The sequence below is a fragment of the Micromonospora sp. NBC_00821 genome (assembly GCF_036347035.1).
Taxonomy (GTDB): Bacteria; Actinomycetota; Actinomycetes; order Mycobacteriales; family Micromonosporaceae; genus Micromonospora; species Micromonospora hortensis.
The window spans coordinates 4,888,395-4,914,727 of record NZ_CP108880.1 but is presented as its reverse complement, the minus strand read 5'-3'; the positions used below and the strand labels follow the sequence as shown (position 1 = coordinate 4,914,727).

The 26,333-nt window shown below is 70.4% G+C and carries 16 protein-coding genes; 9 read left to right on the top strand and 7 right to left on the bottom strand.

Annotation, left to right across the window (positions count from 1 at the left end; genetic code table 11):
- Positions 1-11 precede the first annotated feature (11 nt).
- The 7 genes from OHB44_RS22385 to OHB44_RS22355 all read left to right on the top strand — a co-directional run bounded on the left by OHB44_RS22385 (position 12) and on the right by OHB44_RS22355 (position 12,487).
- Positions 12-1,067, top strand: coding sequence for a carboxymuconolactone decarboxylase family protein (locus OHB44_RS22385; protein ID WP_238684255.1), 1,056 nt, complete (start codon positions 12-14; stop codon positions 1,065-1,067).
- A 361-nt stretch (positions 1,068-1,428) separates the two neighbouring features.
- Positions 1,429-3,393, top strand: a complete 1,965-nt coding sequence (locus OHB44_RS22380; RefSeq protein WP_238684254.1) for a CRTAC1 family protein — start codon at positions 1,429-1,431, stop codon at positions 3,391-3,393.
- Between the two features lie 5 nt (positions 3,394-3,398).
- Entirely contained in the window at positions 3,399-4,394 is a 996-nt protein-coding gene (locus OHB44_RS22375; protein WP_238684253.1) for an enediyne biosynthesis protein, read from the top strand.
- Complete coding sequence (locus OHB44_RS22370) at positions 4,391-10,156, top strand: type I polyketide synthase (protein ID WP_330438154.1); 5,766 nt, start codon at positions 4,391-4,393, stop codon at positions 10,154-10,156. The genes OHB44_RS22375 and OHB44_RS22370 overlap by 4 nt, the downstream gene beginning before the upstream one ends.
- On the top strand, positions 10,153-10,593 hold the full coding sequence (locus OHB44_RS22365; RefSeq protein ID WP_238684251.1) for an acyl-CoA thioesterase: 441 nt from the start codon (positions 10,153-10,155) through the stop codon (positions 10,591-10,593). Before OHB44_RS22370 ends, OHB44_RS22365 begins: the two co-directional genes overlap by 4 nt.
- A complete protein-coding gene (locus tag OHB44_RS22360) occupies positions 10,590-11,141 on the top strand; it encodes a flavin reductase family protein (RefSeq protein ID WP_238684250.1) in 552 nt (183 codons plus the stop codon). Before OHB44_RS22365 ends, OHB44_RS22360 begins: the two co-directional genes overlap by 4 nt.
- Complete coding sequence (locus OHB44_RS22355) at positions 11,138-12,487, top strand: cytochrome P450 (protein WP_238684249.1); 1,350 nt, start codon at positions 11,138-11,140, stop codon at positions 12,485-12,487. The genes OHB44_RS22360 and OHB44_RS22355 overlap by 4 nt, the downstream gene beginning before the upstream one ends.
- Before the next feature lie 184 nt (positions 12,488-12,671).
- On the opposite strand, the gene OHB44_RS22350 is transcribed toward OHB44_RS22355, so the two are convergent.
- The 5 genes from OHB44_RS22350 to OHB44_RS22330 all read right to left on the bottom strand — a co-directional run bounded on the left by OHB44_RS22350 (position 12,672) and on the right by OHB44_RS22330 (position 19,934).
- The gene (locus tag OHB44_RS22350) at positions 12,672-14,660 is read right to left on the bottom strand and encodes an acyl-CoA dehydrogenase family protein (protein ID WP_238684248.1); all 1,989 of its coding nucleotides are present in this window, start codon (positions 14,658-14,660) and stop codon (positions 12,672-12,674) included.
- Positions 14,661-14,944: 284 nt separating this feature from the next.
- The gene (locus OHB44_RS22345; protein ID WP_330438153.1) at positions 14,945-16,543 is read right to left on the bottom strand and encodes an ABC transporter permease; all 1,599 of its coding nucleotides are present in this window, start codon (positions 16,541-16,543) and stop codon (positions 14,945-14,947) included.
- Positions 16,540-17,430, bottom strand: a complete 891-nt coding sequence (locus OHB44_RS22340) for an ABC transporter ATP-binding protein (RefSeq protein WP_330438152.1) — start codon at positions 17,428-17,430, stop codon at positions 16,540-16,542. The genes OHB44_RS22345 and OHB44_RS22340 overlap by 4 nt, the downstream gene beginning before the upstream one ends.
- A 278-nt stretch (positions 17,431-17,708) precedes the next feature.
- Complete coding sequence (locus OHB44_RS22335; protein ID WP_238684245.1) at positions 17,709-18,428, bottom strand: VOC family protein; 720 nt, start codon at positions 18,426-18,428, stop codon at positions 17,709-17,711.
- A gap of 132 nt (positions 18,429-18,560) precedes the next feature.
- Positions 18,561-19,934 (bottom strand): serine hydrolase domain-containing protein, encoded by a 1,374-nt coding sequence (locus tag OHB44_RS22330; RefSeq protein WP_330438151.1) that lies wholly within the window; start codon positions 19,932-19,934, stop codon positions 18,561-18,563.
- Positions 19,935-20,125: 191 nt separating this feature from the next.
- Here OHB44_RS22330 and OHB44_RS22325 point away from each other — a divergent pair, with 191 nt between their 5' ends.
- Positions 20,126-20,299 carry a hypothetical protein gene (locus tag OHB44_RS22325; RefSeq protein WP_238684243.1) on the top strand — a complete coding sequence of 58 codons (174 nt, stop codon included), beginning with the start codon at positions 20,126-20,128 and terminating at the stop codon, positions 20,297-20,299.
- A 173-nt stretch (positions 20,300-20,472) separates the two neighbouring features.
- Here the strand turns inward: OHB44_RS22325 and OHB44_RS22320 are convergent, their stop codons facing one another.
- Positions 20,473-23,556 carry a hypothetical protein gene (locus OHB44_RS22320; protein WP_330438149.1) on the bottom strand — a complete coding sequence of 1,028 codons (3,084 nt, stop codon included), beginning with the start codon at positions 23,554-23,556 and terminating at the stop codon, positions 20,473-20,475.
- 232 nt (positions 23,557-23,788) lie between these two features.
- On the opposite strand from OHB44_RS22320, the gene OHB44_RS22315 reads away from it, so the two are divergent.
- Complete coding sequence (locus tag OHB44_RS22315; protein ID WP_238684241.1) at positions 23,789-25,018, top strand: trypsin-like serine peptidase; 1,230 nt, start codon at positions 23,789-23,791, stop codon at positions 25,016-25,018.
- Positions 25,019-25,201: 183 nt separating this feature from the next.
- Here OHB44_RS22315 and OHB44_RS22310 read toward each other — a convergent pair whose 3' ends face one another.
- Positions 25,202-26,245: an NAD(P)-dependent alcohol dehydrogenase gene (locus OHB44_RS22310; RefSeq protein WP_238684394.1), complete on the bottom strand. Its 1,044-nt coding sequence runs from the start codon at positions 26,243-26,245 to the stop codon at positions 25,202-25,204.
- Positions 26,246-26,333 lie beyond the last annotated feature (88 nt).

The following is a 26,333-nucleotide window of genomic DNA, read 5'->3' as shown; positions in this document are numbered from 1 at the left end:
CGGAGGTAACCATGGTCGCCGCCCGCGTCGTCTCGTCGGTCGTTCAGCGCCAGGTCAAGTACGTGACGCCTGTCGCACCCACCGCGGCCGACGGTCTGGTGGCCGAGGTCTACCGGCAGGCCACCGACGAGATGCGCCTGGTCGTACCGCCACTGCTGCTGCACTCGCCGGCCCCGCGGACACTCGCCGCCTACTGGATGCTGATGCGCGAGCCGTTGATGACCGGTGGGGCCGTCGACCGGCTGGCCAAGGAGGCGGTGGCGTCGGCGGTGTCGGTGGCCAACATCTGCCCCTACTGCGTCGACATGCACAGCACCGGGATGTACGACCTGTCGACCGAGCACGACGCCGAGGCGATCGTCGCCGACCGGGTCGAGGACATAGTGGATCCGCGGGTGCGTACGCTTGCCGGCTGGGCGCGGGTCGCCCACCAACCGGCGGCTTTCCCGGCGTTCGACCTGACGCTCACTCCGGCGGAGCGCGCCGAGTTGGTGGGCGTCGTGGTGGCGTTCCACTACCTGGGCCGCATGGTCAACGTCTTCCTGTCGAGTTTCCTGCTGCCGCCGCAGCTCGGCTCCCGGGCCAAACGGAGGATGAAGCGCGGCGTCAGCCGGTTGCTGCACCCCATTCTGCGCGAGGAGCACCCGGCCGGTCGTTCACTGCCCCTGCTACCCGCGGCCGACCTGCCGCCGGAGGCGGGCTGGGCGGTGGGTAGCGAGGCGGTGGCGGGTGCGGTGGCTCGCGCCAACGCGGCCTTCACCGCTGCCGGGGAGCGGTCGGTCCCGCCGAGGGTGCGCGCGCTCGTCGCCGCGCACCTCGACACCTGGCAGGGCGTCGACACCGGACTGAGTCGCGAGTGGTGCGAGCGGGCGATCGTCGACCTGCCGGAGCCCGACCGGTCCGCGGGTCGGCTCGCCCTGCTGGCGGCCTTCGCGTCGTACCAGGTCGACGAGGAGACCATCGCGGAGTTCCGGGCCTGGCACGAGGGCGACGCCGTGTTGGTCGAGACGGTCGCCTGGGCCAGCTTCGCCACCGCGCTGGCGGTCGGCCGACGACACCTTCGGTAGTCGGCCAAGAGATCACAATTATCGCCCGGGCCGGTGCCCAAGAAATACTGGCGTATGCCCGGGTATTGGGCGCACCGCACGAAGGAAGAAGCGCCCAGCACAGACGAAGAAGACATCGTTAAAGGCCCCTGCGACGCTCTATCCAGCGCGTTCACCGAAATCGGTGAGTCGGGATGTGTGGTGATAGGCCGTCGCCAAACTCCCTGTTCGAGGGGTCGGAACTGGAAACTCGCGCTCGCGGCTATCGGTGCTGATGCCCGTTCCGTGGAGCCGTCCAGGCATCGGTGAAATGCCATTACCAAACCGATGGTAATGGGATTCCCGGCCCCGCACCCGTCCGTCACAATCGGAGGTCAAGTAGATGTCGCAGAAGGGTTCATGGCTGCATCGGCGGCTACCCGCAATCGTGGCGCTGGCCCTGGTCGCCCTGCTCTTCCAACTGGGGCGGTTGCCCTCCGCCTCGGCATCCGAGCTGGCGCGGACCGCGAGCGGGTTCGCGTTCCAGCCGGCCTCGATCGCGATGCCGGGGGGCTACCCGCAGCAGACCGTCCGCAAGGTCAACCAGAAGTACCAGGACATCAATGCGTGGATCTCGTCGGTCGGCTCGGGCGTCGCGATGAACGATCTCGACGGGGACGGGCTGCCCAACGACCTGTGCATCACCGATCCTCGTATCGACCAGGTGGTGGTCACCCCCGTGCCCCGCCCCGGCACCCCCCGCTACGCGCCGTTCGCGCTCGATCCGGCACCGCTGCCGATGAGCGACACGATGGCGCCGATGGGGTGCGTCCCCGGCGACTTCAACGAGGACGGCCGCACCGACGTGCTGGTCTACCTCTGGGGACGTACGCCGATCCTCTACCTCGCCAAGGCCGGCGCGGTCGGCCTGACGATGAACACCTTCCGACCGGTCGAGGTGTTGCCCCAGTCGCCCGGTGACCGCTACGACGGCCCGCAGTGGAACACCAACACCGTCGCGGTCGACGACTTCGACGGCGACGGCCACGTCGACATCTTTGTCGGCAACTACTTCCCGCACGGCCCGGTCCTCGACGACACCAAGAAGGACGGTGTCGCGATGAACCACTCGATGTCGCAGGCGTTCAACGGCGGCGAGGACTACTTCTTCCGGTGCACCGGCGCCACCGCCGGCGCCGAGCCGACGGCGACCTTCGAACTGGTCAGCGACGTTCTTCCGCGGGCCGCGTCGAAGGGCTGGGCCCTCGCTGCGGCCGCCAACGACGTCGACGGGGACCTTCGGCCGGAGCTCTACGTGGCCCACGACTTCGGCCCCGACCGGATGCTCTACAACAGGTCGACCCCCGGCAACATCGATTTCGCTCCGGTCAAGGCCGTCCGTGACCCGCTCGTCCCCAAGTCGAAGCGGGTGGGCGCCGACTCGTTCAAGGGCATGGGCGTCGACTTCGGCGACCTGGACGGCGACGGCCTCTACGACATGTACGTCAGCAACATCGCCACCACCTTCGGCCTGGAGGAGAGCCATTTCGCCTTCGTCAATTCCGCAAAGGACCAGAAGGACCTTCGCACCCACCTCGACGACGGCACCGCCCCGTTCAAGGACGAGAGCGCGCCGCTCGGGCTCGCCTGGTCCGGGTGGGGCTGGGACGTGAAGATGGCGGACTTCAACAACAGCGGCGACCTGGTCGTGGCGCAGACGACCGGCTTCGTCAAGGGCGAGGTCAACAGGTGGCCGCAGCTGCAGGAACTCGCGATGTCCAATGACAACCTGCTCACCAACACGACCTGGTGGCCGCACGTGCGCCCCGGCGACGACATCGGCGGCAGCCAACGGTTGCACTTCTTCGTCAAGTCCGACAGTGGCCGTTACGTGGACATCGCGCCGCGGTTGGGTCTCGACGCGCCGGTGCCGACCCGCGGCATCGCGACCGGCGACGCCGACGGCGACGGACGGCTCGACTTCGCGGTCGCCAGGCAGTGGGACGAGCCGGTCTTCTACCACAACCAGAGCCCGAACCCCGGTGCCTTCCTCGGCCTCCGCCTGACCCATCCCGCCCCGGCCGGCGCGACGGCCGCGACCGGGACCGCTGGTTCGCCAGTCGTCGGCGCCCAGGTCAAGGTCACGACCGCGGACGGTCGGGTGCTGCTCGGCCGTGTGGACGGCGGCAGCGGCCACTCCGGCAAGCGCAGCAGCGAGGTCCACATCGGACTTGGCAAGGACGTGACCGGCCCGGTGCGGGTCGAGCTGAACTGGCGTGATCGCACCGGCCAGTCGCATCAACAGGAGCTTTCGATGACCCCGGGCTGGCACTCGCTCGAGCTCGGCGCCCAGGCCCAGGAGAGGTGAGCGACATGGCAATCAGTACCGTAACCCCGCCACGTCACGACCCGAAAGTCAACATCGCACTTCGCAACTTCGCTATCTCGATCACCGTCTTCAACATCCTCGGCTTCACGGTCCTCGGCTTCGAACAGCCCTGGACCTGGCCCCTCATCGCGATCTTCGCCGGCTACACGATCGAGATCGCCCTGGAGGCCATCGGTGCCCGCGTCGAGGGCCGAGCCCCGCGATTCAGCGGCCGAGGGCTACGCGGGCTGATCGAGTTCCTCTACCCGGCGCACATTACGAGCCTCGCGCTCAACATGCTGATCTACGTCAACGACCAGCTCTGGACGATGCTCTTCGGTGTCGCGGTCGCCATCGGCGCCAAGTGGGTCCTGCAGGCCCCCATCCGGGGCCGGATGCGCCATTACATGAACCCGTCGAACTTCGGCATCGCGGTGATCCTGATGGTCTTCCCCTGGGCCAGCGTCGCACCGCCCTACCACTTCACCGAGTACATCTCGGGCTTCTGGGACTGGCTGATCCCGGCGATCATCATCGTCGGCGGCACGATGATCAACGGCAAGCTGACCGGTCGGATGTGGCTGATCATGGGCTGGCTGTCCGCGTTCGCTCTGCAGGCGATCGTGCGTGGGGTGCTGCTCGACACGTCGATCCCGGCGGCCCTGGGCATGATGACCGGCGTCGCGTTCGTGCTGTTCACCAACTACATGGTCACCGACCCGGGCACCTCACCGTCGGCGCCGGCCGCGCAGGTGGCGTTCGGTGCCAGCGTGGCCGTGGTCTACGGCCTGCTCACCGGCTTCGGTATCGCGTACGGCATCTTCTTCGCCACCGCCGCCGTCTGCCTCATCCGCGGCGGCTTCCACTGGACCCTGCACCTCATCGAGAAGTCCAAGGCGGACCGCGCGCCCAGCATCGGCACGGCCGCGATGCCGGTGCCAGCGAGCACCGGCAACGGCAACGGCAAGGAACACACCGGCAAGGAGGTCGTCCCCGCATGACTCGTGTAGCGATAGTCGGCATGGCGTGCCGCTATCCGGACGCCACGTCACCCCGGGAGCTGTGGGAGAACGCCCTCGCCGGGCGGCGCGCGTTCCGCCGTCTCCCCGACGAGCGGATGCGGCTCGAGGACTACTGGGACCCGGACCCGAACACGCCCGACAAGTTCTACGCCCGCAACGCCGCCGTCATCGAGGGGTACGAGTTCGACCGGATCGCCTACAAGGTCGCCGGGAGCACCTACCGCTCGACGGACCTGACCCACTGGCTCGCCCTCGACATGGCCGCGATGGCCCTGGCCGACGCCGGCTTCCCGATGGCCGAGGGACTGCCCCGGGACCGTACCGGCGTGGTGGTCGGCAACACCCTGACCGGTGAGTTCACCCGCGCGAATCAGCTGCGGCTGCGCTGGCCCTTCGTCCGGCGCATGGTCGCCGCGGCGCTCAAGGACCAGGACTGGGACGACGACCACCTGATGACCTTCCTCGACTCGTTCGAGGCGACCTTCAAGAGTCCGTTCCCCGAGGTCGACGAGGACACTCTGGCCGGCGGGCTCTCCAACACCATCGCGGGCCGGATCTGCAACCACTTCGACCTCAAGGGTGGCGGCTACACCGTCGACGGCGCCTGTTCGTCGTCGCTGCTGTCGGTCGCTACCGCCAGCAAGACCCTCATCGACGGTGACGTCGACGTGGCCGTCGCCGGTGGTGTCGACCTGTCGATCGACCCCTTCGAGATCATCGGGTTCGCGAAGACCGGCGCGCTGGCGACCGGTGAGATGCGCGTCTACGACCGTGGGTCGAACGGCTTCTGGCCGGGCGAGGGCTGCGGGATGGTCGTCCTGATGCGCGAGGACGACGCCCGCGCCGCCGGCCACCGCATCTACGCCACCATCGCCGGGTGGGGGATCTCCTCCGACGGCAAGGGCGGGATGACCCGACCCGAGGTCAGCGGCTACCGACTCGCGCTCGACCGGGCGTACGAGCGCGCCGGCTTCGGGATCGAGACGGTAGGCCTCTTCGAGGGACACGGCACGGGTACGCGGGTCGGTGACGCCACTGAGTTGACAGCGCTGTCCCTCGCCCGTCGTTCCGCCGACCCGACCGCCGCTCCGGCCGCAATCGGTTCGATCAAGGGCATGATCGGGCACACCAAGGCCGCCGCCGGTGTCGCCGGCCTGATCAAGGCGGCGCTGGCCGTGCACCACCAGGTGCTGCCCCCGGCCATCGGCTGCGTCATGCCGCACGAGATCCTGGCCGACGACAACGACCCGGCGCTGCGCGCGCTGCGCAAGGCGGAGCCGTGGCCCGACCTGCCGAACGTCCGGGCCGGGGTCACGGCGATGGGCTTCGGCGGGATCAACACGCACATCGTGCTCGAGGGCGGCCCCTCCCGACGTCGGCGTGGGTTCGACAGCCGGACCAGCCGGTTGGCCTCCTCCGGCCAGGACGTCGAGCTGCTGCTGATCGACGCCGCCTCCCGGGAGAAGCTGCGGGAGCGGCTGGACAGGCTCGTCGAGTTCGTCGACGGCGTCGCGTACGCCCAGCTGGGCGACCTGGCCGCGACGCTGCACGGGGAGTTGCGCGACCTGCCCTACCGGGCGGCCGTCGTGGTCTCGTCACCGGCCGACGCTGTCGCGCGGCTGCAACGACTCTGCGCCGTACTGGACGCCGGCGAGACGAGCCTGGTCAGTGCCGACGAGCGCTGCTTCCTCGGCCACGTCGGCGGTCCGGGCCGGATCGGCTATCTCTTCCCCGGGCAGGGCTCGGGGCGGGGGACGAGCGGCGGTGCCCTGCGCCGCCGGTTCACCGACGTCGACGAGGTCTACACCAAGGCGGCCCTGCCCACCTCCGGCGACATGGTCGCCACGACGGTGGCCCAGCCCCGGATCGTCACCGGCTCGCTGGCGGGCCTGCGCGTGCTGTCGGCGCTCGGCATCGAGGCGACCACCGCTGTGGGGCACAGCCTCGGCGAGATCACCGCCCTGCACTGGGCGGGCGCGTTCGACGAGGACGCCCTGCTTCGTACCGCGATGGTCCGCGGCCAGACGATGGCCGAGCACAGCTCGTCGGGGACGATGGCGAGCATCGCGGCGGCACCCGAGGCGGTCCGGCCCCTGCTGGCCGACCTCCCGGTCGTCATCGGTGGCTTCAACGGCCCACAACAGACGGTGATCGCCGGCACTGCCGAAGGGATCGAGGAGGCCTGCCGCCGCGCCGGCGAAGCGAGCTTCGCCACCACCCGGCTGCGTGTCTCGCACGCCTTCCACTCACCGCTGGTGGCGCCGGCCGCCGACGCGTTCGGCGACCGGTTGACCGATGAGCAGTTCGACCCGTTGTCGCGCCGGGTGGTGTCGACGGTGACCGGCGACGTCCTCCCGGCCGACACCGACGTGCCGGCCCTGCTGCGCCGCCAGATCACCGACCCGGTGCTGTTCACTCAGGCGGTGGCCTTCGCGGCGAAGGACCTTGACCTGTTCATCGAGGTCGGCCCCGGTCGGGTGTTGGGAGCGTTGGCGACCGCGGCGACGGACGTGCCGTCGGTGTCCCTCGACACCGATGACGAGTCGGTCGCCGGTCTGCTCAACGCCGTCGGTGCCGCGTACGTCGTCGGCGCGTTCCGGGTCGACGACGGGCTGTTCCAGGGTCGCCTGACCCGGCCGCTGCAACTCGGGGCGAAGTTCAGCTTCTTCGCGAGCCCCTGCGAGGCCGCGCCGCCGCTGACGGTGCAGCCCGTGCGGCGGGCCGTCGAGGCGAAGAAGATCGAGGCCGACACGGACGCCTCCGAGCCGCCGCTGCACCTGCTGCGCCGGTTGGTGGCCGACCGCGCCGAGCTTCCGATCGAGATGGTACGCGGCGAGAGCCACCTCCTCGACGATCTGCACCTCAGCTCGATCACTGTGGGACAGGTGGTCAACCAGGCCGCCCAACTGCTGTCGGTGCCGAGCGCCCAGACGCCGACGAACTTCGCCGTCGCCACTGTCGAGGAGCTGGCCCAGGCGTTGGAGGACCTGGCCGGCTCACTCGGGGACGGTGGCGCACCGACGGCGGCCACTGTGGCCGGTGCGGCCGCCTGGTCCCGGGCGTTCTCGGTCGACCTCGACGCCCTGCCGCTGCCGCCGCGCGTGGAGGTGGAGGCAAACGGCCCCTGGCGGCGCTGGTCGCGAGACGGCGACCCGCTCGCCGAGTCTCTGCGGCAGGCGCTGGAGCACGGCGGCGTCGGTGGCGGGGTTCTGGTCTGTCTGCCGGCCGACTGCACCGAGGCCGACCTGGCGCTCGCACTGGACGGGGCCAAGGCGGCCATCGCCGACAAGCAGCGCGACCGGTTCGTGGTCGTGCAGCGTGGTCGGGGCGCCGCCGGGCTGGCCAAGTCGCTGCGGTTGGAGATGCCCCGGATCCGGACCACCATCGTTCGCGTACCCGCCAACTTCGACGACCCGGCGTTGCTGGTCGCGGAGGTGGCCGCCACCGGGCGGTTCCACGAGGTGCGCTACGACGCCGACGGCGTGCGGCGGGTGCCCACCCTGCGGGCGATGCCGGTGCGACCGGTCCGGGAGATCATGCCGCTCGACGCGTCGGACGTGCTGCTCGTGACCGGCGGTGGCAAGGGCATCACCGCCGAGTGCGCACTCGCCGTCGCGCAGGACACCGGCGCGGCGTTGGCCGTGCTCGGTCGCAGCGACCCGGCGACCGACGCGGAGTTGGCCGCCAACCTCGACCGGATGACGGCCGCCGGGGTGCGCCTGCACTACGCCCGCGCCGACGTCACCGACCCGGCGCAGGTCAGGACCGCGGTCGACGGCGTACGCCAGAAGCTGGGCCCGGTGACGGCGGTTCTGCACGGTGCCGGCCGCAACGAGCCGGCGACGCTGGCCAACCTGGACGCGGCGGCCTTCCGGGCGACGTTCGCCCCGAAGATCGACGGGCTGCGCGCCGTCCTCGACGCCATCGAGCCCGGCGCGCTGCGGATGCTCGTCACCTTCGGCAGCATCATCGGCCGGGCGGGCCTGCGCGGTGAGGCGCACTACGCGACCGCCAACGACTGGCTGGCCGAGATCACCGCGGACTTCGCGGCGGCGTACCCCGAATGCCGGACGCTCTGCCTGGAGTGGTCGGTCTGGTCCGGCGTGGGTATGGGCGAGCGGCTCTCGGTCGTGGAGGGTCTGCAGCGGGACGGGATCGTCCCGATCTCACCCGACGAGGGCGTACGCCTGATGCGTCGCCTGATCGCCGACCCCGACGCCCCGCCGGTGGTGGTGATCAGTGGCCGCACCGAGGGCATCGACACTGTGCGTCGAGAGACGCCGACGCTGCCGCTGCTGCGGTTCGTCGGCACGCCGCTGGTGCACTACCACGGTGTCGAACTGGTGACCGAGGTCGAACTCAACGCCGGTACCGACCTGTATCTCGCCGACCACCTGCTCGACGGCAACCTGCTGTTCCCGGCGGTGTTCGGCATGGAGGCCATGGCGCAGACCGCCACCGCGCTCACCGGGCGCGCGGACGTGCCGGCGATGGAGGACGTCGAGTTCCTCCGGCCGATCGTGGTACCTGTCGACGGCAGCGCCACGATCCGGATCGCGGCCGTGGTGACCGGCGACGGAGACGTCGACGTCGCCATCCGGGCCGGCGACACCGGCTTCGCTGTCGACCACTTCCGCGCGCGGCTGCGTTTCGGCGACCGCGAAGAGCTCGACGGCCCACCGGACGAGACCGGAGCCGGCCTGCCGCTGGTGCCCCTCGACCCGGCCACGGACCTGTACGGGGGCATCCTCTTCCAGGGACAGCGGTTCCAGCGGCTGCGCGGCTACCACCGCGCGGCGGCACGGCACGTCGACGTGGACGTGTCGGCGGTCGCGACCGACGACTGGTTCGCCAGCTTCCTCGGCGGCGACCTGCTGCTCGGTGACCCCGGAATGCGGGACGCGCTCATGCACGGTCTGCAGGTCTGCGTACCGCACGCGACGCTCCTGCCGGCCGGCATCGAACGCGTACACGCCGCTGGCCCGGTCCTCGCCGACAAGGGCGAGGCCCGGTTCACGGCGACCGAGCGCAGCCGCGACGGCGACACCTACCTCTACGACATCGCGGTCCGCACGCCGGGCGGCGAGGTGGTGGAACGGTGGGAGGGCCTGCGCCTGCAGGCGGTGCGCAAGGGCGACGGGCGCGGCCCGTGGGCGGCGCCGCTGCTCGGCCCGTACCTCGAACGGTCGCTCGACGACCTGCTCGGCGCCCGGGTCGCGGTGGCGGTCGAGCCTCACGGCTCGGACGACCCGCCCCGACGCGCCATGACCGGCCTCGCGGCCGGACGGGTGTTCGGCCGCCCGGTCGAGGTGCGCTACCGGCCCGACGGCCGGCCGGAGGTCGACGACGACCGGGTCGTCTCGGCGGCACACGGCGCCGGTGTGACCGTCTGCGTCGGTGGTCGGGGGGTGCTGAGCTGCGACATCGAGGCGGTCTCCGAGCGCGACGCGGAGACCTGGTCGGCGTTGCTCGGCCCGCACGACGGCCTGGTCGGCCAGCTCACGAAGGACACCGACGAGGACATCGACACCGCGAGCACCCGGGTCTGGACGGCGATCGAGTGCCTCCGCAAGGTCGGACTGCCGGTGCAGACGCCGCTCACGCTGAGCGCTGTCGGTCCCCACGGCTGGCTCACCCTGGCCTCCGGCACGCTGCGGATCGCCGTGCTCGTGACCCGGCTGCGCGACCACGCCGACCCGGTCGTCGTCGCGGTGCTCACCGACGGGTGGTCGCTTCGATGAGCAAGTACTTCGAGTACCCGCACACGGTCGGCTTCGAGGAGACCAACCTCGTCGGCAACGTCTACTACGTCAACTACCTGCGCTGGCAGGGGCGGTGCCGGGAGATGTTCCTCAAGCAACGGGCACCGGACGTGCTGGCCGACCTGCAGGACGACCTCAAGCTCTTCACTCTCAAGGTCGACTGCGAGTTCTTCGCCGAGATCACGGCGTTCGACGACCTCTCGGTCCGGATGCGGCTCGTGGAACTGGCGCAGACCCAGATCGAGTTCGGCTTCGACTACGTGCGGCTCGACCCGGACGGCGGCGAGACGCTCGTCGCCCGAGGTCGGCAACGGGTCGCGTGCATGCGCGGCCCCAACAACCGGACACTGCCGGCGCGGGTGCCGGAGGCGTTGGCTCGTGCACTCGAACCGTACGCACACGGGGAGGCGAGATGAGCGGCGAACTGCTCACTCCGAGCGAGGTGGCCGGATCAAAGCTGTTGCGGCGGGCATTCGGGACCTTCGCGACAGGCGTCACCGTCGTAACGGTCGGCGGCGCCACACCACACGGCATGACGGCCAACTCGTTCGCGTCGGTCTCGCTGGACCCGCCGCTCGTGCTGGTCTGTGTCAGCCGCGACGCGATCATGCATCAGATCCTCACCGAGGCCGGCACCCTTGGCATCTCGGTTCTCGGGCACCGGCAGGAGAAGGTGGCACGCCACTTCGCCGATCGGTGGCGGCCACTGGGGTTGGCGCAGTTCGGCTCGGTCGAGTGGACGCCGGGCACCGTCACCGGCGCCCCGCTGATCGACGACGCGGTGGCTCACTTCGAGTGCCGGGTCTGGCGGACGTACGACGGTGGTGATCACACGATCTTCCTGAGCAGCGTGGTGTCGCTGCGCTGGGAGAGCAGCGGTGACGTGTTGGTCTTCGTCAACGGGCAGTTCCGTGGCATGACCGAGCCGGCGTCGGTGCCGGAGCCGAGCGAGGCGGCGACATGACACTCACCGCGTCGCGGCGGCGGCCGCCCGGACCACCGTTCTGGGCGGCGCCGAAGCTGTTGTGGAAGCTCGGACGGGACCGGCTCGGGCTGATGTCGTCGGCAGCCGACGCCTTCGGTGACGCGGCCCGCATCGCGATCGGCCCGAAGGTTCTCTTCTTCTTCAACCACCCCAACCACGCCAAGCACGTGCTCGCCGACAATCCGGACAACTACCACAAGGGCGTCGGGCTGGCCCAGGCCAAGCGGGCCCTCGGCGACGGGCTGCTCACCAGCGAGGGCGATCTGTGGCGCAAGCAGCGACGGGTCATCCAGCCGGTGTTCCAGCCCAAACGGATCGCCCGGCAGGCCGACGTGGTGGCCGAGGAGGCCGGTCGGTTCGTGGACCGGTTGCGTGGCCACGTCGGGCGGGGTCCGGTCGACATCGCGGGCGCCGCCACCGGGCTCACCCTCGGTGTGCTCGGCCGTACCCTGCTCGACGCGGATCTCGGCGGGCTCGGCGACGTCGGCGGGTCCTTCGAGGCGATGCAGGACCAGGCGATGTTCGAGATGGTCACGATGAGCGCGGTGCCGATGTGGGTGCCGCTGCCGCACCAGGTGCGGTTCCGCCGCGCCCGTCGTCACCTGCAGACGGTTGTCAACGAGTTGGTCGATGCGCGCGGCGGCCGGCTCGACGGCGACGACGCCCTGAGCCGGCTGATCCAGTCGACTAACGCCGAGCCCGACGCCGCGGTCGGGCAGCGGCGGTTGCGCGATGAACTGGTCACGCTCTGCCTGGCCGGCCACGAGACGACGGCCAGCACCCTGAGCTGGACGTTCCATCTCCTCGACGAGAACCCGGCCGTCTGGGAGCGGCTGCGGGCGGAGGCGCTGTCGGTGCTCGGAGACCGACAGCCGACGTTCGACGACCTGCACCGCCTGCGTTACACGGCGACGGTGATCGAGGAGGCGATGCGTCTGTACCCGCCGGTGTGGATGCTCTCCCGCATACCGCAGAAGGCGGACACCATCGGCGGGTACGACGTGCCGGCCGGGGTCGATGTGCTGATCTGCCCGTACACACTGCACCGTAACCCGGAGTTCTGGCCGGAGCCGGAACGGTTCCGCCCGGAGCGGTTCGACAAGGACGGCACGGCCTCGCGACCCCGGTACGCCTACATCCCGTTCGGCGCCGGCCCGCGGTTCTGCGTCGGCAACAACCTGGGGATGATGGAGGCGGCGTTCGTGGTCGCGATGGTCGCGCGGGAACTGCGGCTGGCCAAGGTGCCGGGATACCGGGTGGTGCCCGAGCCGATGCTGTCGCTGCGGGTTCGCGGCGGGTTGCCGATGACCGTGCACGAGGCATAGCGGGCTCGGATCGGAGCAAACCGCGGCTCCGCGAGGGCGTCCCCTTCACCGTGGTGGCCCTCGCGGAGCCGCAGCCCGATTGGCGTGAGCCCCGTCCGACCCGCGGCCGGGATCAACCTGCACGCCCGCGGCACTACAGCGCCGGCCCACCTGACCGGGGAACGTCAGGGCCCAGCCGGCAAGCTCAAGCGCGCGTGAGGTCAAGCCCGGGCGGGTGTCCGGCGGCGTCATGAGTGGCCATCGTGTCCTGCCGGCCGGGTTCCTCGCTCAGGATCGCGCAGTGCAGCCAGGCGTCCGGGATGGCGAAACCGTCCACGAGCGTTCGCAGGTGCGGGCGTAGCTCCTTGAGCAGTGCGTTGACCACGCCCGTGATGGCCTTGGCCCGCGCCGGCGTCAGCCGGCCGTGCTCCAGGAACCAGCCCTTGTTCGCCTCGATGACGCTGAGCGCGTACAGGTCACAGACCCGGGAGAGCAGCGCCCGGACCGCCGGATCGGCGGCGTCTTCGATGCCGGCGACGAACCCCTCCAGGGTGATCCGGTCGATGTGCGCGGCGGCGACGGTCAGGACGTGGTCCTGGACGTCGTTGAAGATGTCGAAGGGGCGGTCCTTCTTGGTGGCCGCGCCGTTGCGCAGGCGGCGGACCGCGCCGTCGAGGAGGTGCCTCTCGCGGTCCTCGAAGACCTTGAGCTGCCAGCCTCGATCGGTGACGGCGACTTCGTCGTCGCGACCGGGTACGGCGCTGATCAGCCGCTCGATGAGCGACCGCGCGGCGGTGCGTTCGAGCACCATCTCCCGGACCTGCTCGGCGACGAAGGAGGCACGCCCCCAGCCGTCCAGCGAGCCGAACTCGTCCCGGTAGCCAGTGAGCAGTCCCTTGGCCACCAACTGCAACAGCACCGTGTTGTCGCCCTCGAAGGTGGTGAAGACGTCGGTGTCGGCCTTGAGACTGGGTAGCCGGTTCTCGGCCAGGTAGCCCGCGCCGCCGCACGCCTCGCGGCACATTTGGATGGTGCGGGTCGCATGCCAGGTCTGCGCGGCCTTGAGACCGGCGGCCCGGGACTCCAACTCCCGCTGCTGGTGTTCGTCGACCGGCCCGTCGCCGCCCTGCACCTCACTGAGTGCGGCGACCAACTCGGTCTGGGCGAAGTGCAGCGCGTACGTGGTGGCGAGGGCGGGCAGCAGCTTGCGCTGGTGGGCCAGGTAGTCGTTGAGCAGCACCTCCCGGTCGGCGTCGGGTGTGCCGAACTGGCGGCGGATGTCGCCGTAGCGCACCGCGATCGTCAGCGCCGACTTGGTGGCCGCCGACGCGGCGCCGCCGACGCTCACCCGGCCGCGGACCAGGGTGCCGAGCATCGTGAAGAAGCGTCGGGAGTCGTTCTCGATCGGGCTGGAGTACGTCCCGTCCGGTGCGACCTGACCATAGCGGTCCAGCAGCATGTCCCTCGGCACCTGTACGTGGTCGAAGGTGAGCCGCCCGTTGTCCACGCCGAGCAGGCCGGCCTTGGGCCCGGCGTCGCCGATGCGCACGCCAGGCAGCGCGTTGCCCTGCGCGTCGCGGATCGGCACCAACCACGCGTGTACGCCGTGCCGCTGGCCGTTCGTGATCAGCTGCGCGAAGACCACCGCCATCCGTCCGTCCCGGGCGGCGTTGCCGATGTAGTCCTTGCGGGCAGCCTCGTGCGGGGTGTGCAGGTCGAAAGTTTGCGTCTGCGGGTCGTACGTGCAGGTGGTGCGCAGTTGCTGGACGTCGGAGCCGTGCCCGGTCTCGGTCATGGCGAAGCAGCCGAAGATCGTGCCCGAGACGATGTCCCGGAGATAGGCGTCATGGTGGCGGCGGGTGCCGAGGGCCGCGACCGCGCCGCCGAACAGGCCCCACTGCACTCCGGCCTTGACCATCAGTGACAGGTCGACCTGCGCCAGCATCTCGCTGGCGATGATCGAGCCGCCGACGTCGGAGCTGCCGCCGTACTCGGTGGGGAAGGCCGAGGCCATACCCAGCTCGGCGGGGAGTTCGCTGAGTAGCCGGGTGATCCGCTCCCGTGCCTGGTCACCGGTCTCGCCGTAGACCGGGAGGAAGCGTGCGTCGAGGTGCTCCCGGTGCGCGTTGCGGACTGCGGCCCACGGTCCGTCGAGCACGTCCCGCAGGCGAGCGAGGTCGATCTGATAGCGCACGGTTCCCCCTCAGCTAGCGGACATATGCGTACAGGTCGTACTCGATCAAGGATAGCGGCGCCAGTGAGCGATGACGGCGACCGCGCCACCCCCTTCGGCGTCGGCGATCCGCTAGCCGCACCCCCGCCCTGCGGGAGGGACGGGCACGGCCAGCCGGCACGGCTCACGTGCGCTGATGTGCGCACTGAGGCCACGCCCGCGCCTGGGGCACTCCGGGAGTGCACGACGTCAACAATCGGCTGGGCCCGTTGGAGCGGTGAACAGCGGTTGCGACGGCGACCCGCTCAGGCACACAGGTCACGGCGGCGGTAGCCGAATGTGCCGGCGACCATGCCGGCCGCGGCGATGCCGACCATCACCAACGCTGGTGGCCATGCCGGTGCGGTGGCCGGCACCGCGGCCAGGTGCGCGAACGGGGACAGCGCGCGGATCCAGGAGGGCGCGTCGATGCTGTCGGCAAGGACCTGCCACAGGAATCCACCCGCGGCCGGCATTGCACCGATCGCCGCGACGGCGCGCGGCGCCCATCCGAGCGCCAGGACGGCAGCTCCCAGACACAGCAGCACAACCGGCACGACGTTCCAGGCGCCGGTGAGCGCGTCGCCGACTCCGAGGCCGGCACTGACACTGGCCGTGCCGGCCCACATGGCGACACCCGCCACCGTTGTCAGGGTCAGCGCTGCGCAGCCAGCGACGGCCGCTTCGGCGGCCAACAGCCGTACCCGGGCTACCGGTGCGGCCAGCAGCAGTGTGAGACGCCGAGCATTCTCGTCGGCAGCGACGGCGGCGAACCGCACGGCGACGAACACCCCGACCGGAACGGCAAGCAGCGCGTACAGGGTGGCCGCATAACCCTCCACCGTGCCGAGGGCCGGAAAACCAGCCTGGGCCGCCATGGTCGCGAACTCGGGGTTGGCGGCCAGGAATTCGGTCATGGACCGGGCAATCAGGCCCAGGAGCAGGAAATACGCGCCGATTCCGGCCGACCAGGCGGCGAGCGGCCGCAGGGTGCGCCGTACGGCGAAGGCGGGCACCGACCCGAGCAACGCGGTACGCGCCCGCCGGCTGCCGGCCGTAGCAAGAATCGCCGCGCCGACGTCACGCCGAGCCGCGAGCCGACCGGCGACGGCCAGTAGCAGCACTGCGGTGAACGTCAGCACCGACACCGGCAGCCCTCGATTGCTGTCGAACGGGCGGGTCAGCGCCAAGAGCCCGAACGGGGACAGCCATCGAAGCCAGGCCAGCGCGGGCATACCGTCGCCGACCATCCGCATGAGCAGCCCGACGACCAGGACGGCCGCCGCGACACCGTTGGCCGCCGACCGGCTGACGAACAGCTGCGCGGTGACGCCGCCGACGGCGACGAAGAAGAGCCCGACGGCAGCGAGGCCGGTGCCGTGCAACAACGAACCGGTGGCGTCCACGCCCGCAGCGATCATCGCCGCGGCGGTCGCCGCTCCCACGAGGACCGGAACGACGGCCAGCACACCGAGGTGCTGGCGGACAGCATCGGCGAGGGTGATGCGGCCGGACAGCAACAGACTCCACCGGCCAGCGTCCTCCTCGCCTCGGGTGATCCGGGTGGCGGCGAGCATCGCCCACACACCGAGCAGGACGGCCAGGACGGTGCCCGTGCGCCACACGGTGAACCCGCCCGCCTGGTCGAGCGCGACCGGTTCGCCGAACAGGGTGCGGATCGCGGGGTTGCGGGCCAGCGCCGCCAAGGCCGCCGGATCCAGCGCCTCGCTGCGGTAGCCGACCACCACCAGGGCGGACATTCCCGCGCACACAGCGGTTACGACCAGGGCGCCACGGCGCACCTGGCGCACTGCGAGCCCTCTCAGTACCCACTGCGGGCGGGTTGCTGCCGTGGTCGCGATCATCGGGCGTTCTGCCCGTAGTAGGCGAGGAAGATCTCCTCCAGGCTCTGCTCCCGGACGACGATCGTTGTCACGTCAGCGTCGGCCAGGGCGCGCAGCGCCGCGGCGGGGGAGCCGCTCAGGGTGAACCGCACGGACGCGGCACCGTCGGTGTGCAGGCCGTGGACGCCGTGGACACCGGCGAGGTCCGGTGGCGCCCCGGTGAACGTCGCGACCACCTCGGTGTGGTGCAGTCGGCGCAGCTGCGCGACGGAGGCCACCTCCACCAGCTCACCGGCGCGCAGGATGCCGACGCGATCGCAGACGGCCTCGACCTCGGCAAGCTGATGCGAGCTGAGGAACACCGTCTGCCCATTGTCGCGGGCCACGTCGACCGCCTGCCGGAACTGCAGTTCCATGAGTGGGTCCAGGCCGCTGGTTGGCTCGTCGAGCACCAGCAGAGGCGCCCGGGTGGCGAACGCCGCGATCAGAGCGACCTTCTGCCGGTTGCCCGTCGAGTAGGTGCCAGCAGGTTTGGACACGTCCAGCGCGAATCGTTGGATGAGCTCGTCGCGGTAGGCGGTGTCCGTGCCGGGGCCGATGCGGGCGAGCAGGTCCAGCACCTCGGCGCCGGTCATCCGTGACCACAGCGCCACATCCGCAGGCACATAGGCGAGCCTGCGGTGGGCCGCGGCGACGTCGCCGGCGTCGGTGTCGAAGATCCACGCCCGTCCGGAGGTGGGTCGGGCAAGGCCGAGCAGCAGCCGGATCGTCGTTGACTTTCCGGCGCCGTTGGGGCCGAGAAACCCGAACACCTCGCCCGCCGCGACGTCGAGAGTGAGGTCATCGAGGGCGAGCAGTCGCCCGTAACGCTTGGACAGATGGTCGGTGCGCAGGGCAGAAACGCCCATCGGAGCCTCCAGAGCCGCAGCACGACATGACTGCCGACCAGACTTCCCGGCGCACCTGAGGTGAGAGTACTCCCGGCGGCTGCGGCGCGTACGCCGCCCGGGCTGGCGTTCGGGCTACTACCTTCCGAGCATCCCCTCACGTCACGAGGTGTATCGGACTGGCGTACCGATAACTGAGGCATCCTGCCAAACAGCGGGCCCCGGCGGGGGTGTCGACGCTGATGCGGTCGCGCTACGGCCGTTTGTCGGGGTCGAGGGGGAGGCGCTCGTTTGGTGAGTCACCGCAGTGCTGCTGCGAGTTCGTCGGCGTTGTCGAACGCGGACGCCGCCCTGACGGATTCGTCTTCCGTGAGCGTGACGGACCGGGCGCGGTCCAGCATCTCGACCGCGGTCTTTGGATCGTGCAGCACCATCGCGAGTTCGGCGCGGTAGACCAGGACCTCTAGCTGCTCGACAGGGTCGTCGTCGGCTTTCGGACGGGCCAACGCGCTGTCGAGGATCCGAATGGCCTGTCCGACGCTTCCCCTGGAGTCGGCCTGCACGACAGCATTCGCGAGGGCCTTGGCGAGTCGCCCGGCCGGCCCGGCGGCCGGCACGGGCGCGGTGGCGGCGTCCCGAAAGACGCGGATCCAGTTGCCGCCCGGGTCGATGACGCTGAATCCGCCCAACCCGTCGGCGTTCTTCCGTGCCCTGGGCCGGGTCATCCGCGGCGTTCCGGACACCAGTACCTTGCCGTACGCGGCGCGCATGCCGGCCGCGAATGCCCGATGTAGTCCCTCGATGTCCGCGGTGAGTACGAGACACGAGCCATAGGACTGCTCCGGGTCAAATCCGGCGATCTCGAAGAACTGCAGACGCAGGTCTTCTCGTTGCACCCCCACACACGAGTAGGGCTTGCGTTGCTTGTAGGTGGTGCGGAAACCGAGAACTCCGTAGAAGGTTTCGATGTCGTCGATGGATGCGCACGGCAGCAGGGGAACGGTCACCTCGTTGGTCATGCCTCCTTCCTAGGCGTCGCACGGTGTCCATCGCACATGGAAATAGCCGATCATCGCCGTCGGTCGTCCGATCGGTTGATGACTCAGAACGCACTTGCCAACCGGCCGGGGGCAGGTGGGGAGCTGAGGAGGTCAGCCGGCCTGCCAGCCAGCGGGGTCGATACCGCCGGGCAGTGGCGCCGCAGGGTCGTAGGGCTGCCGCGTGAAGATGAAGGTGCCAAGATCGAGGTGGCTGACGGCGCCAGCCGCGTCGCGTTGCACCCGCAGCCGTTCGCCAGCGAAGTAGCCGTTGATCCCCTCCCAGACGCCGTCGCCGGTGGGGCGCAGGCGGGTGCCGCGCCCGCCGGACAGCGGGGCCAACTCCACGAAGCCATCAGCCTGCGGGCGCAGCACATAAGGTGCCGGCCCCCAGTACCACGGGCCGGCGAGGTCCAGTAGCTGTGGGTCAACTGAGGGCAGCGGTCGCCACGGCGCAGGGATCCGCGGCTCCCGCTCGGCGACCGTCTGCAGTAGATCAGCGGCGAGGGTGCCGGCAGAGAGGCCGGCGGTCACGTTTCCCATGACGACCGCGCCCAGCGCGTCGTCGGGGCTGACCCACACGGTCGCGACGAAGCCCGGCATCGAGCCGGTGTGCCCGGCCAACAGTCGGCCGTCGCGGCGCAGCAACTGCATGCCGAGCCCGTAGCCGCTGTCTGAGTCCGTCGCCTCCGGCGGGCTCGCCGGGTTGCGCATCTGCGCGACGGTGTCCGGATGGAGCACCCGGTCGTCGCCGTCGATGAGGAACGCGGCGAACCTGGCCAGGTCCGTTGCGGTCGACCACAGCTGTCCGGCAGGCGCCATCAGACCGGTGTCCACGGCGGGCTCCGCAAGGAGCACATCGGCCCAGGGATGCACCGCCCAGCCGGTGGCATGTGGCGCGACCGGCAGCAGGGTGGTGCGGGTCATCGCGAGCGGCTCCAGCACCTCGCGCCGCAGCACCTCGCCCCACGCCTGACCGCGAACCCGCTGCACCAGCGCGCCGAGCAGCGCGTAGCCGGGGTTGGAGTAGTGGAAGCGCTGTCCGGGCGGATGCACCTGCGGATCGCTGCCCAGCACGTCGGCCAGGTCGGGTCGCAGCGTGCCCGGGGTTCGTTCCCACCATGGGCCGGGCGCCTCAGAGATCAGCCCGGCGGTGTGCGCCAGCAGCGCGCCGACAGTGGCCTGGCCCGCCGCCGTGCCGGGCAGGTGCTCGGCCAGCGGGTCGGTGAGCGCGAGTCGCCCCTCGTCGCGCAGTCGCAGCACCAGCACGGCCAGGAAAGTCTTGGTGATCGAGCCGATCCGGTATTGGAGGTTGCCATCCGGCACCCTGCCGTCCACCGTTCCCCACCCGTCCATCCACACAGGATGACCATCGCGTACCACGGCAGCGACGACCGACGGCGCCCGACCCGCTACCTGACCAGTCGCCAGCCGGTGGACCAGCGCACGTCGGGTTTCGGGTAACAGCGTCGTCGGGATCGGTGACATGCGGGCAAACCTACCGGGCACCCGCACCGCCCGTAACGATCCGACACGTCCGGATCTGCCGCAAGGCGGGTGAACCCCTCGTGCGGCTGTGGGTCAGGATGACGCCATGGGCGCTCTTGACGATGTAGCGATCGATCTTGAAGCTCGCGGCCCGACGAGCGGCAGCCCGGAAGACGACGGATACTCGCCTGATGACTGGACCCGATCTCGACCCGGAACAGTATCCGCCCATCGACCCGCGCGAACCGGTGCCCGACGACGCGGGGGTCCTCCTGCCCGACGCGCCGAACGAACTGCCAGAAGCCCCGGCCGAACCGATGCCGGACGACGGTGGAAACGCCGGCGGCGTGCGCGAGCCGGCCTAAGGCCTGTTTCACAAGGGCGGCCAGTTCTTGTGAAACAGGCAGTAGACCAGTCGGTGAACGAGCGCGACACCAGCCTGGACCGCCGATGTCGACACCCAGGGCGCTCGAGACGCCGGGTCGGCCGCCACGGATGCCCCGTCTGCGGCGGTTGGCCTGCTGGTTGGGTTGGGCGCTCAGGCGGCATGCCGGCGGCGGCCGAGTGACAGGAGCAGGCCGCCGGCGGCCAAGGCGATTCCGGCGGCGGCGGTGTATGCGGGGAGTTGAGCGGGGATGCCCAGGTGGACGGTGATACCGAGGATGCGGGACAGGCCCCAGGGCAGCAGCGCGAGCTGGTCATTCCACACCGTCAGCGCGCGTTCCAGGCCCACTACCGACATCAGGGCGGACAGCACGCCGAGGGGCACACCCACGGCGGTGAGGGTCAGCCCGACGGCGCTTCGGCGACGCAGGCCGTACCGGTCCCGCAGGAGCACCGCGACGGCCACGAACAGCCAGCAGAACGCCGCGAACGCGACGGTGACGTACGCCGCGCGCAGACTCGGCGCGGTCCAGAAGGCGAACCAGTAACCGCCCGGTCCTCGCCCGGCGAGCGCCGCCAGCAGCAGCACGCTGCGCAGCAGCGCGACGCCGCCGACCACGGCCCACAGGTAAAACGGATCCCGGCGACCGACCACGAGGCGTACGACGAGGACGAACAGCGCCCACCCACCGAGGGTGACCAGCAGGTGTGCCGGCGCGGCGAACCAGGTCAACACGAGCCGGCTCGCCACCAGCACCACGGCCGGGACCAACCACACCAACACTCGGTCCGCCCGCGTCACGGGCGTCGGCAGCGCGGCGACCCGCCACGGCCGGAGCGCGCCGAGCAGCAACCCGCGCGCGGCGGCTGCGCCGAACCCGCGCCCGTACAGGCCGAGCAGCACCACCAGCAGGATCGACCCGAGCAGCGCCCGGGCCGCCCAGGCCATCGCCGGGTCCCGGTTGGCGCGCAGCGCCCCGAGGTCGGCGGCGGTGAAGTTGTACGCGGGCAGGTCCAGGTCGGCGCCGTAGCGCTGCCGGTGCGCGTCGCGCGCGTCGTGGTACTCCGCAGCGGCCAGCCGCCAGTCACGGTGGGCGGCCGGGGCACCCGTGTCCAGCCACTGCGCGTGCCGCAGCACCATGGTCCGGTACGCGCTCAGCGTCTCGAACAGGTCGACCTGGTAGTCGAGAGTCGCGGCGAAGCGCCCGCGCAGTTCGGCGTCGCGCCAGGTCGCCGGTTCGGTCGCGGCGACCAGGTCGCGCATGCGCCGGGCCAGCACGACGGCCTGCGTACCCTCCTCGATCGCCTCGTCGACGCGGCCGCCGGTCACCGCGTAGATGCTGTCCAGCGCGGCGGAATCGCCGGTCGGGATGTCCCACTCGAAGATCCACATCATGGGCGGCGGTTCCAGCCCGAGCGCCCGCACCGACCGGTCGGCGTACGGACCGATGTAGAGGCCCTTGGTGACCGCCTGCCGGGACAGCGCCATGGCCTGCCCGATCGCGGCGACGGTGCCCGGGTCGTCGGAGAACGTGCGGTACGCCCAGTCCGCCGTGAGCTGCGCCGGGTCGGCGTGCGGGTCCCAGGCCAGGCGGCCGACGGCGTACGTGTTGAGGTCGTAGAGCTGCCAGAATCCCGCGCGCAGGTACAGCGACATGGGCCCGGCGCGCAACGGCCCGCCGTCCTGGGTCCAGTTCCAGACACCCTCGACGTTCGGGTTGGCGGCAAGGAATGCGCGCAGCGCCTGGCGGTGCAGCGGGCCGAGGTCGTTGGGCAGCGAGCCGAACGCCTCGAACTCGCGCCGGGCCTGGAACTCCACGATGCGGCGGTGCCCGCCGTCCAGCAGTGTGGTGTTCAGCGGTAGGTGGCTGTAGAAGTCGCCCAGGGTGTACTTGGTGGAGACGATCAGATGCGGTTCGTCGAGCCCGCCGAGGACCTGCGCGTACGACACCGGGTTGGTGTGCAGGTCGCCGACGGCGCCGACGCCCACCGTCCAGGTGCGGAAGATGATCTCCTTCCCGGCTGTGCCCGCGGTGTCCAGCAGCGCCCGCAGCATCGCGCGCACCGACGCTTCCGTGGTGACCGCGAGCTTTGACGTGTAGTCCCAGCCGGATGCGGCGTACACCTCGCCGCCCTCGCCGACGCGGACCATCAGGCCGTCGACGAACGGCATGCTCTCGAACAGCTCGGCCAGACCGGCCTGGTAGACCGCCCACAGCCGAGGGTCGGCCACGTCCAGGCCGCCGACGGTCCGCGTCAGGTATGCCTCCAGCGGGGGCGACACCGCGAGCATGTCGGTCAGCAGAAAGACCCGCACGCCCATGTCCTCGGCGTATCGGAAGACGGGGCCGAACGCCGCGACCATCGCCCGCGCGCGCTCGACGTGCGAGTCGCCGGGCGGGTAGACCGCGCGCCCGTCGCCGACCTTCGTGAACGTGACGTACTCCAGGAAGCCGGGCACGACGATTCCGTTGAATCCCTGCGCCACCGAGTGATCGACGAACTGTCGAAACTGCGCGTCGATGCGGGCCACCGCACCAGCGTCCACCCACGGCGCGCGAGGCAGCACCGCCGACCCGACCACGTCGGTGTTCAGGCCATAGTCGTCGCCGGCGGCGAAGACGGCCGGGTCGGGCTCGCGCCCCACCGAGCCCGCGTCGGTCAGCCGCAGGCCGAGCCGGGGGATGACCACCCGACCCGTGTCCGCCGTGGGAAGCACCTCGGCACCGGAGCGGATCCGGTCGGCCAACCAGTACATTCCGGCCGCCACGCCCGCGACGTCGCCACCCTGGACGGTCAACTCGGTGCCGCGCACGTCGAGCCGGTACGACTCGGGCGTCCCGCTGAGGGCGGCCAGCACGCCCGCCCGCAGCGTGCTCACCGCCGACAGATCCGGCGCCGTGCCGGCGCGCGCGGCCGTCGCGGACCCGGCCGGGCTCGACGTGGCCGGGACGAGCGCCGGCCGGGGCAGGCCGCGGAAGACGACAGCGTCGGCGACGGCGGTCGCGGCCTTCCTGACACGAAGCTCGTCGGGCACGACGAGGGACGCCAACGGCGGGACCGGTGCCGGCGTCCGCGCCGGCGCGGCGAGGGCGTCCTCGCGCGGCACGGCGGCGGGGGAGTGGCTCAGCCCCAGCGTGTCGCCGACCCCCCAGGCCGCTGCCGCGCCGAGCGCCACCAGGACCGCCGCGGCGACGAGCAGCGGGTACGGCCTGCGGACCTGGGCAACGTGAGCCACGCTCGCATGGTAGTGGCCTCACCGGCCTTCGTCCTCGACGTGCGGAGCAGTCATCGGGCCGGGATGCGGTGGCGCAGGGCGCCACTGCCCGTCAGGACTGTCATCCGGAGACGAGGCGGACGAAGCGACGCGGCAGGCAGTTATGACATAGATGGGATTACATGTCTTGCGTGAATTCAGGTAGGAAGACCGAAGGCACGTCTCGGTGCTGATTCCTGAGAAGGAGCGACAGATGAAACATGCCCTGCGCCGCTTACGAACGGGGGCGGTCGCGCTCGCCGCCTGCACACTCGGGCTGAGCCTACTGTCGGTACCCGCCGCCGAGGCGTACTCGGTTGCCCCTCTCGCGCCACAATCCGAACGAGCACCGGAATCGAACCAGTTCTCGGCAGAGGGTGTGACCACGATCGGTGAACTCCGCACCGTCGACAGCTCCCTGTCCTACGCCCCGAACGGCGGGACACAGATCATCCAGCACCCCGGTGCCACCTACGTCAAGGTGCACTTCAGCGCACTGCGACTGGCCGAAGGCGACTACGTCACAGTGTCGAGCCGCGACGGCAAGGAGAGCTACCGGTACGACCGCCACCTGAACCGGGCGACCGGTTCGGACTACACCACCGACGGGCAGCCGGGTTTCTGGGCGATGTCGGTGGAGGGCGACACGGCAGTGGTGACACTGCACAGCAGCCGCCCCTCACGTGGCAGCGCCGCCACCATCGACCGGTTCTGGCGCGGATACGACCGCACGGAAATCGCCGCGCACAACTTCTCCACCCAGTCCGTGTGCAGCACCGACGCCCGCCGGGACGTGGTCTGCTACCAGAACAGCCACCCCACCGAGTACGCCCGCGGCAGGGCGGTGGCGCGGCTGCTGATCAGCGGCGGTGGACTGTGCACCACCTGGCGGGTCGGCAACACCAACCGGATGCTGACGAACAAGCACTGCTTCTCGACGCAGTCCGCCGTGAGCGGCAGCGAGATGCAGTTCAACTACCAGTGCGCCACCTGCGGCGGCGCGAATCCCGGCGCCGGCACCAAGGTCAGCGGTGCCACCCTCTACAGGGTGAGCAGCGGCGGCTCCAACCAGCTGGATTACACCCTGTTCTCGGTCAACAACTTCGCCGCCATCCAGGGGTTCGGCACGCTGTACCTGGCAACTACCGCCACCAGCAACGGGACCCGGATCTATGTCCCCGGGCACGGCGACGGCACCGCGAAGCGGCTGTCGATCTACGAGGACACCCAGAACGGCGCGACCTGCGCCGTCCGGAACGCGAACTACAACACCTGGAACATCAGTTACAGCTGTGACACCTCCGGCGGCAATTCGGGTTCACCCGTGCTGAACGCCAGCCACCGGGTGATCGCCCTGCACCACCTCGGCGGTTGTCCGTCCAACCAGGGCGCGAAGGCGCACCTGATCTACAACGAGATCGCGAGCCTGATCGACAACGGCTGAGACGGTGGGCCGCCGATGCGCGCTCTGCGCCTCGGCGGCCCATCGGCATCCTCGCCGACCGCGTCGCCAGACGACGCCGCGCGTCGATGACGTCAAAGGTGGATCAGCGCCGGCCACCGGTCGCCCCGGCCCGGCTGCGCGCCAGGGCCCGCCGTTCGGCGGACCCTGGCACTTCGGAGAAGATCAGCGCAGGGTGTCGATGTCGATGACGAACCGGTACCGCACGTCCGAGGCGAGCACCCGCTCGTACGCGTCGTTGACCGCCTCGGCGCCGATGACCTCGACCTCGGGAGCGATGCCGCGCTCGGCGCAGAAGTCCAGCATCTCCTGCGTCTCGGCGATGCTGCCAATGCTGGAGCCGGCGAACGAACGCCGGTTGCCGAACAACGCGAAGACGGGCACCGGTAGCGGCTCCGGCGGGGCACCCACGCTGACCAGCGTGCCGTCCAGACGCAGCAGACCGAGGTAGCTGGCCATGTCGATCGGTGCGCTGACCGTGTTGATGATCAGGTCGAAGCTGTTCTTGAGCACCTCGAACGTCGCCGGGTCCTTGGTGGCGTAGTAGTGCTCGGCGCCGAAGCGCAGGCCGTCGTCCTTCTTGGACAGCGTCTGGGACAGCACTGTCACCTCGGCACCCATCGCCGCGGCGATCTTGACGGCCATGTGACCCAGACCGCCCAGGCCCACCACGGCGACCTTCCTGCCGGGACCGGCGTTCCAGTGCGCCAACGGCGAGTACGTGGTGATGCCCGCGCACAGCATCGGCGCGGCCGCCTCGTACGGGATGCTGTCCGGCACTCGCAGTACGAAGTCTTCGTTCACGACGACGTGGGTCGAGTACCCGCCCTGGGTCACGGTGCCGTCCCGGTCGACGCCCGCGTACGTCTGGGTGTTGCCCTTGAGGCAGTACTGCTCGTTTCCGGTGCGGCAGTTCTCGCACTCGCGACACGAGTTGACCATGCAGCCGACACCAGCGCGGTCGCCGACCGCGTGGCGGGTGACGTCGGCGCCGATCTCGGTGATCCGGCCGACGATTTCGTGGCCGACGGTGAGCGGGTAGGGAACGCTGCCCCAGTCGCCGCGCACGGTGTGGATGTCGGAGTGGCAGATGCCGGCGTAGCGGATCTCGATGAGAACATCGTGCGGGCCCAGGTCCCGCCGTTCGATAGTGGTGCGCACGAGCGGTTCGGTGGCAGAAGGCGCGGCGATGGCGTTGACGGTGAAGATGATGTCCTCCGGTGACGTGATGCTGACCTGCCCGCACTCACCACAGCCGTGGCGGCGCTGCGAGTCTCTGTCAAGGCGCGTACTGCTG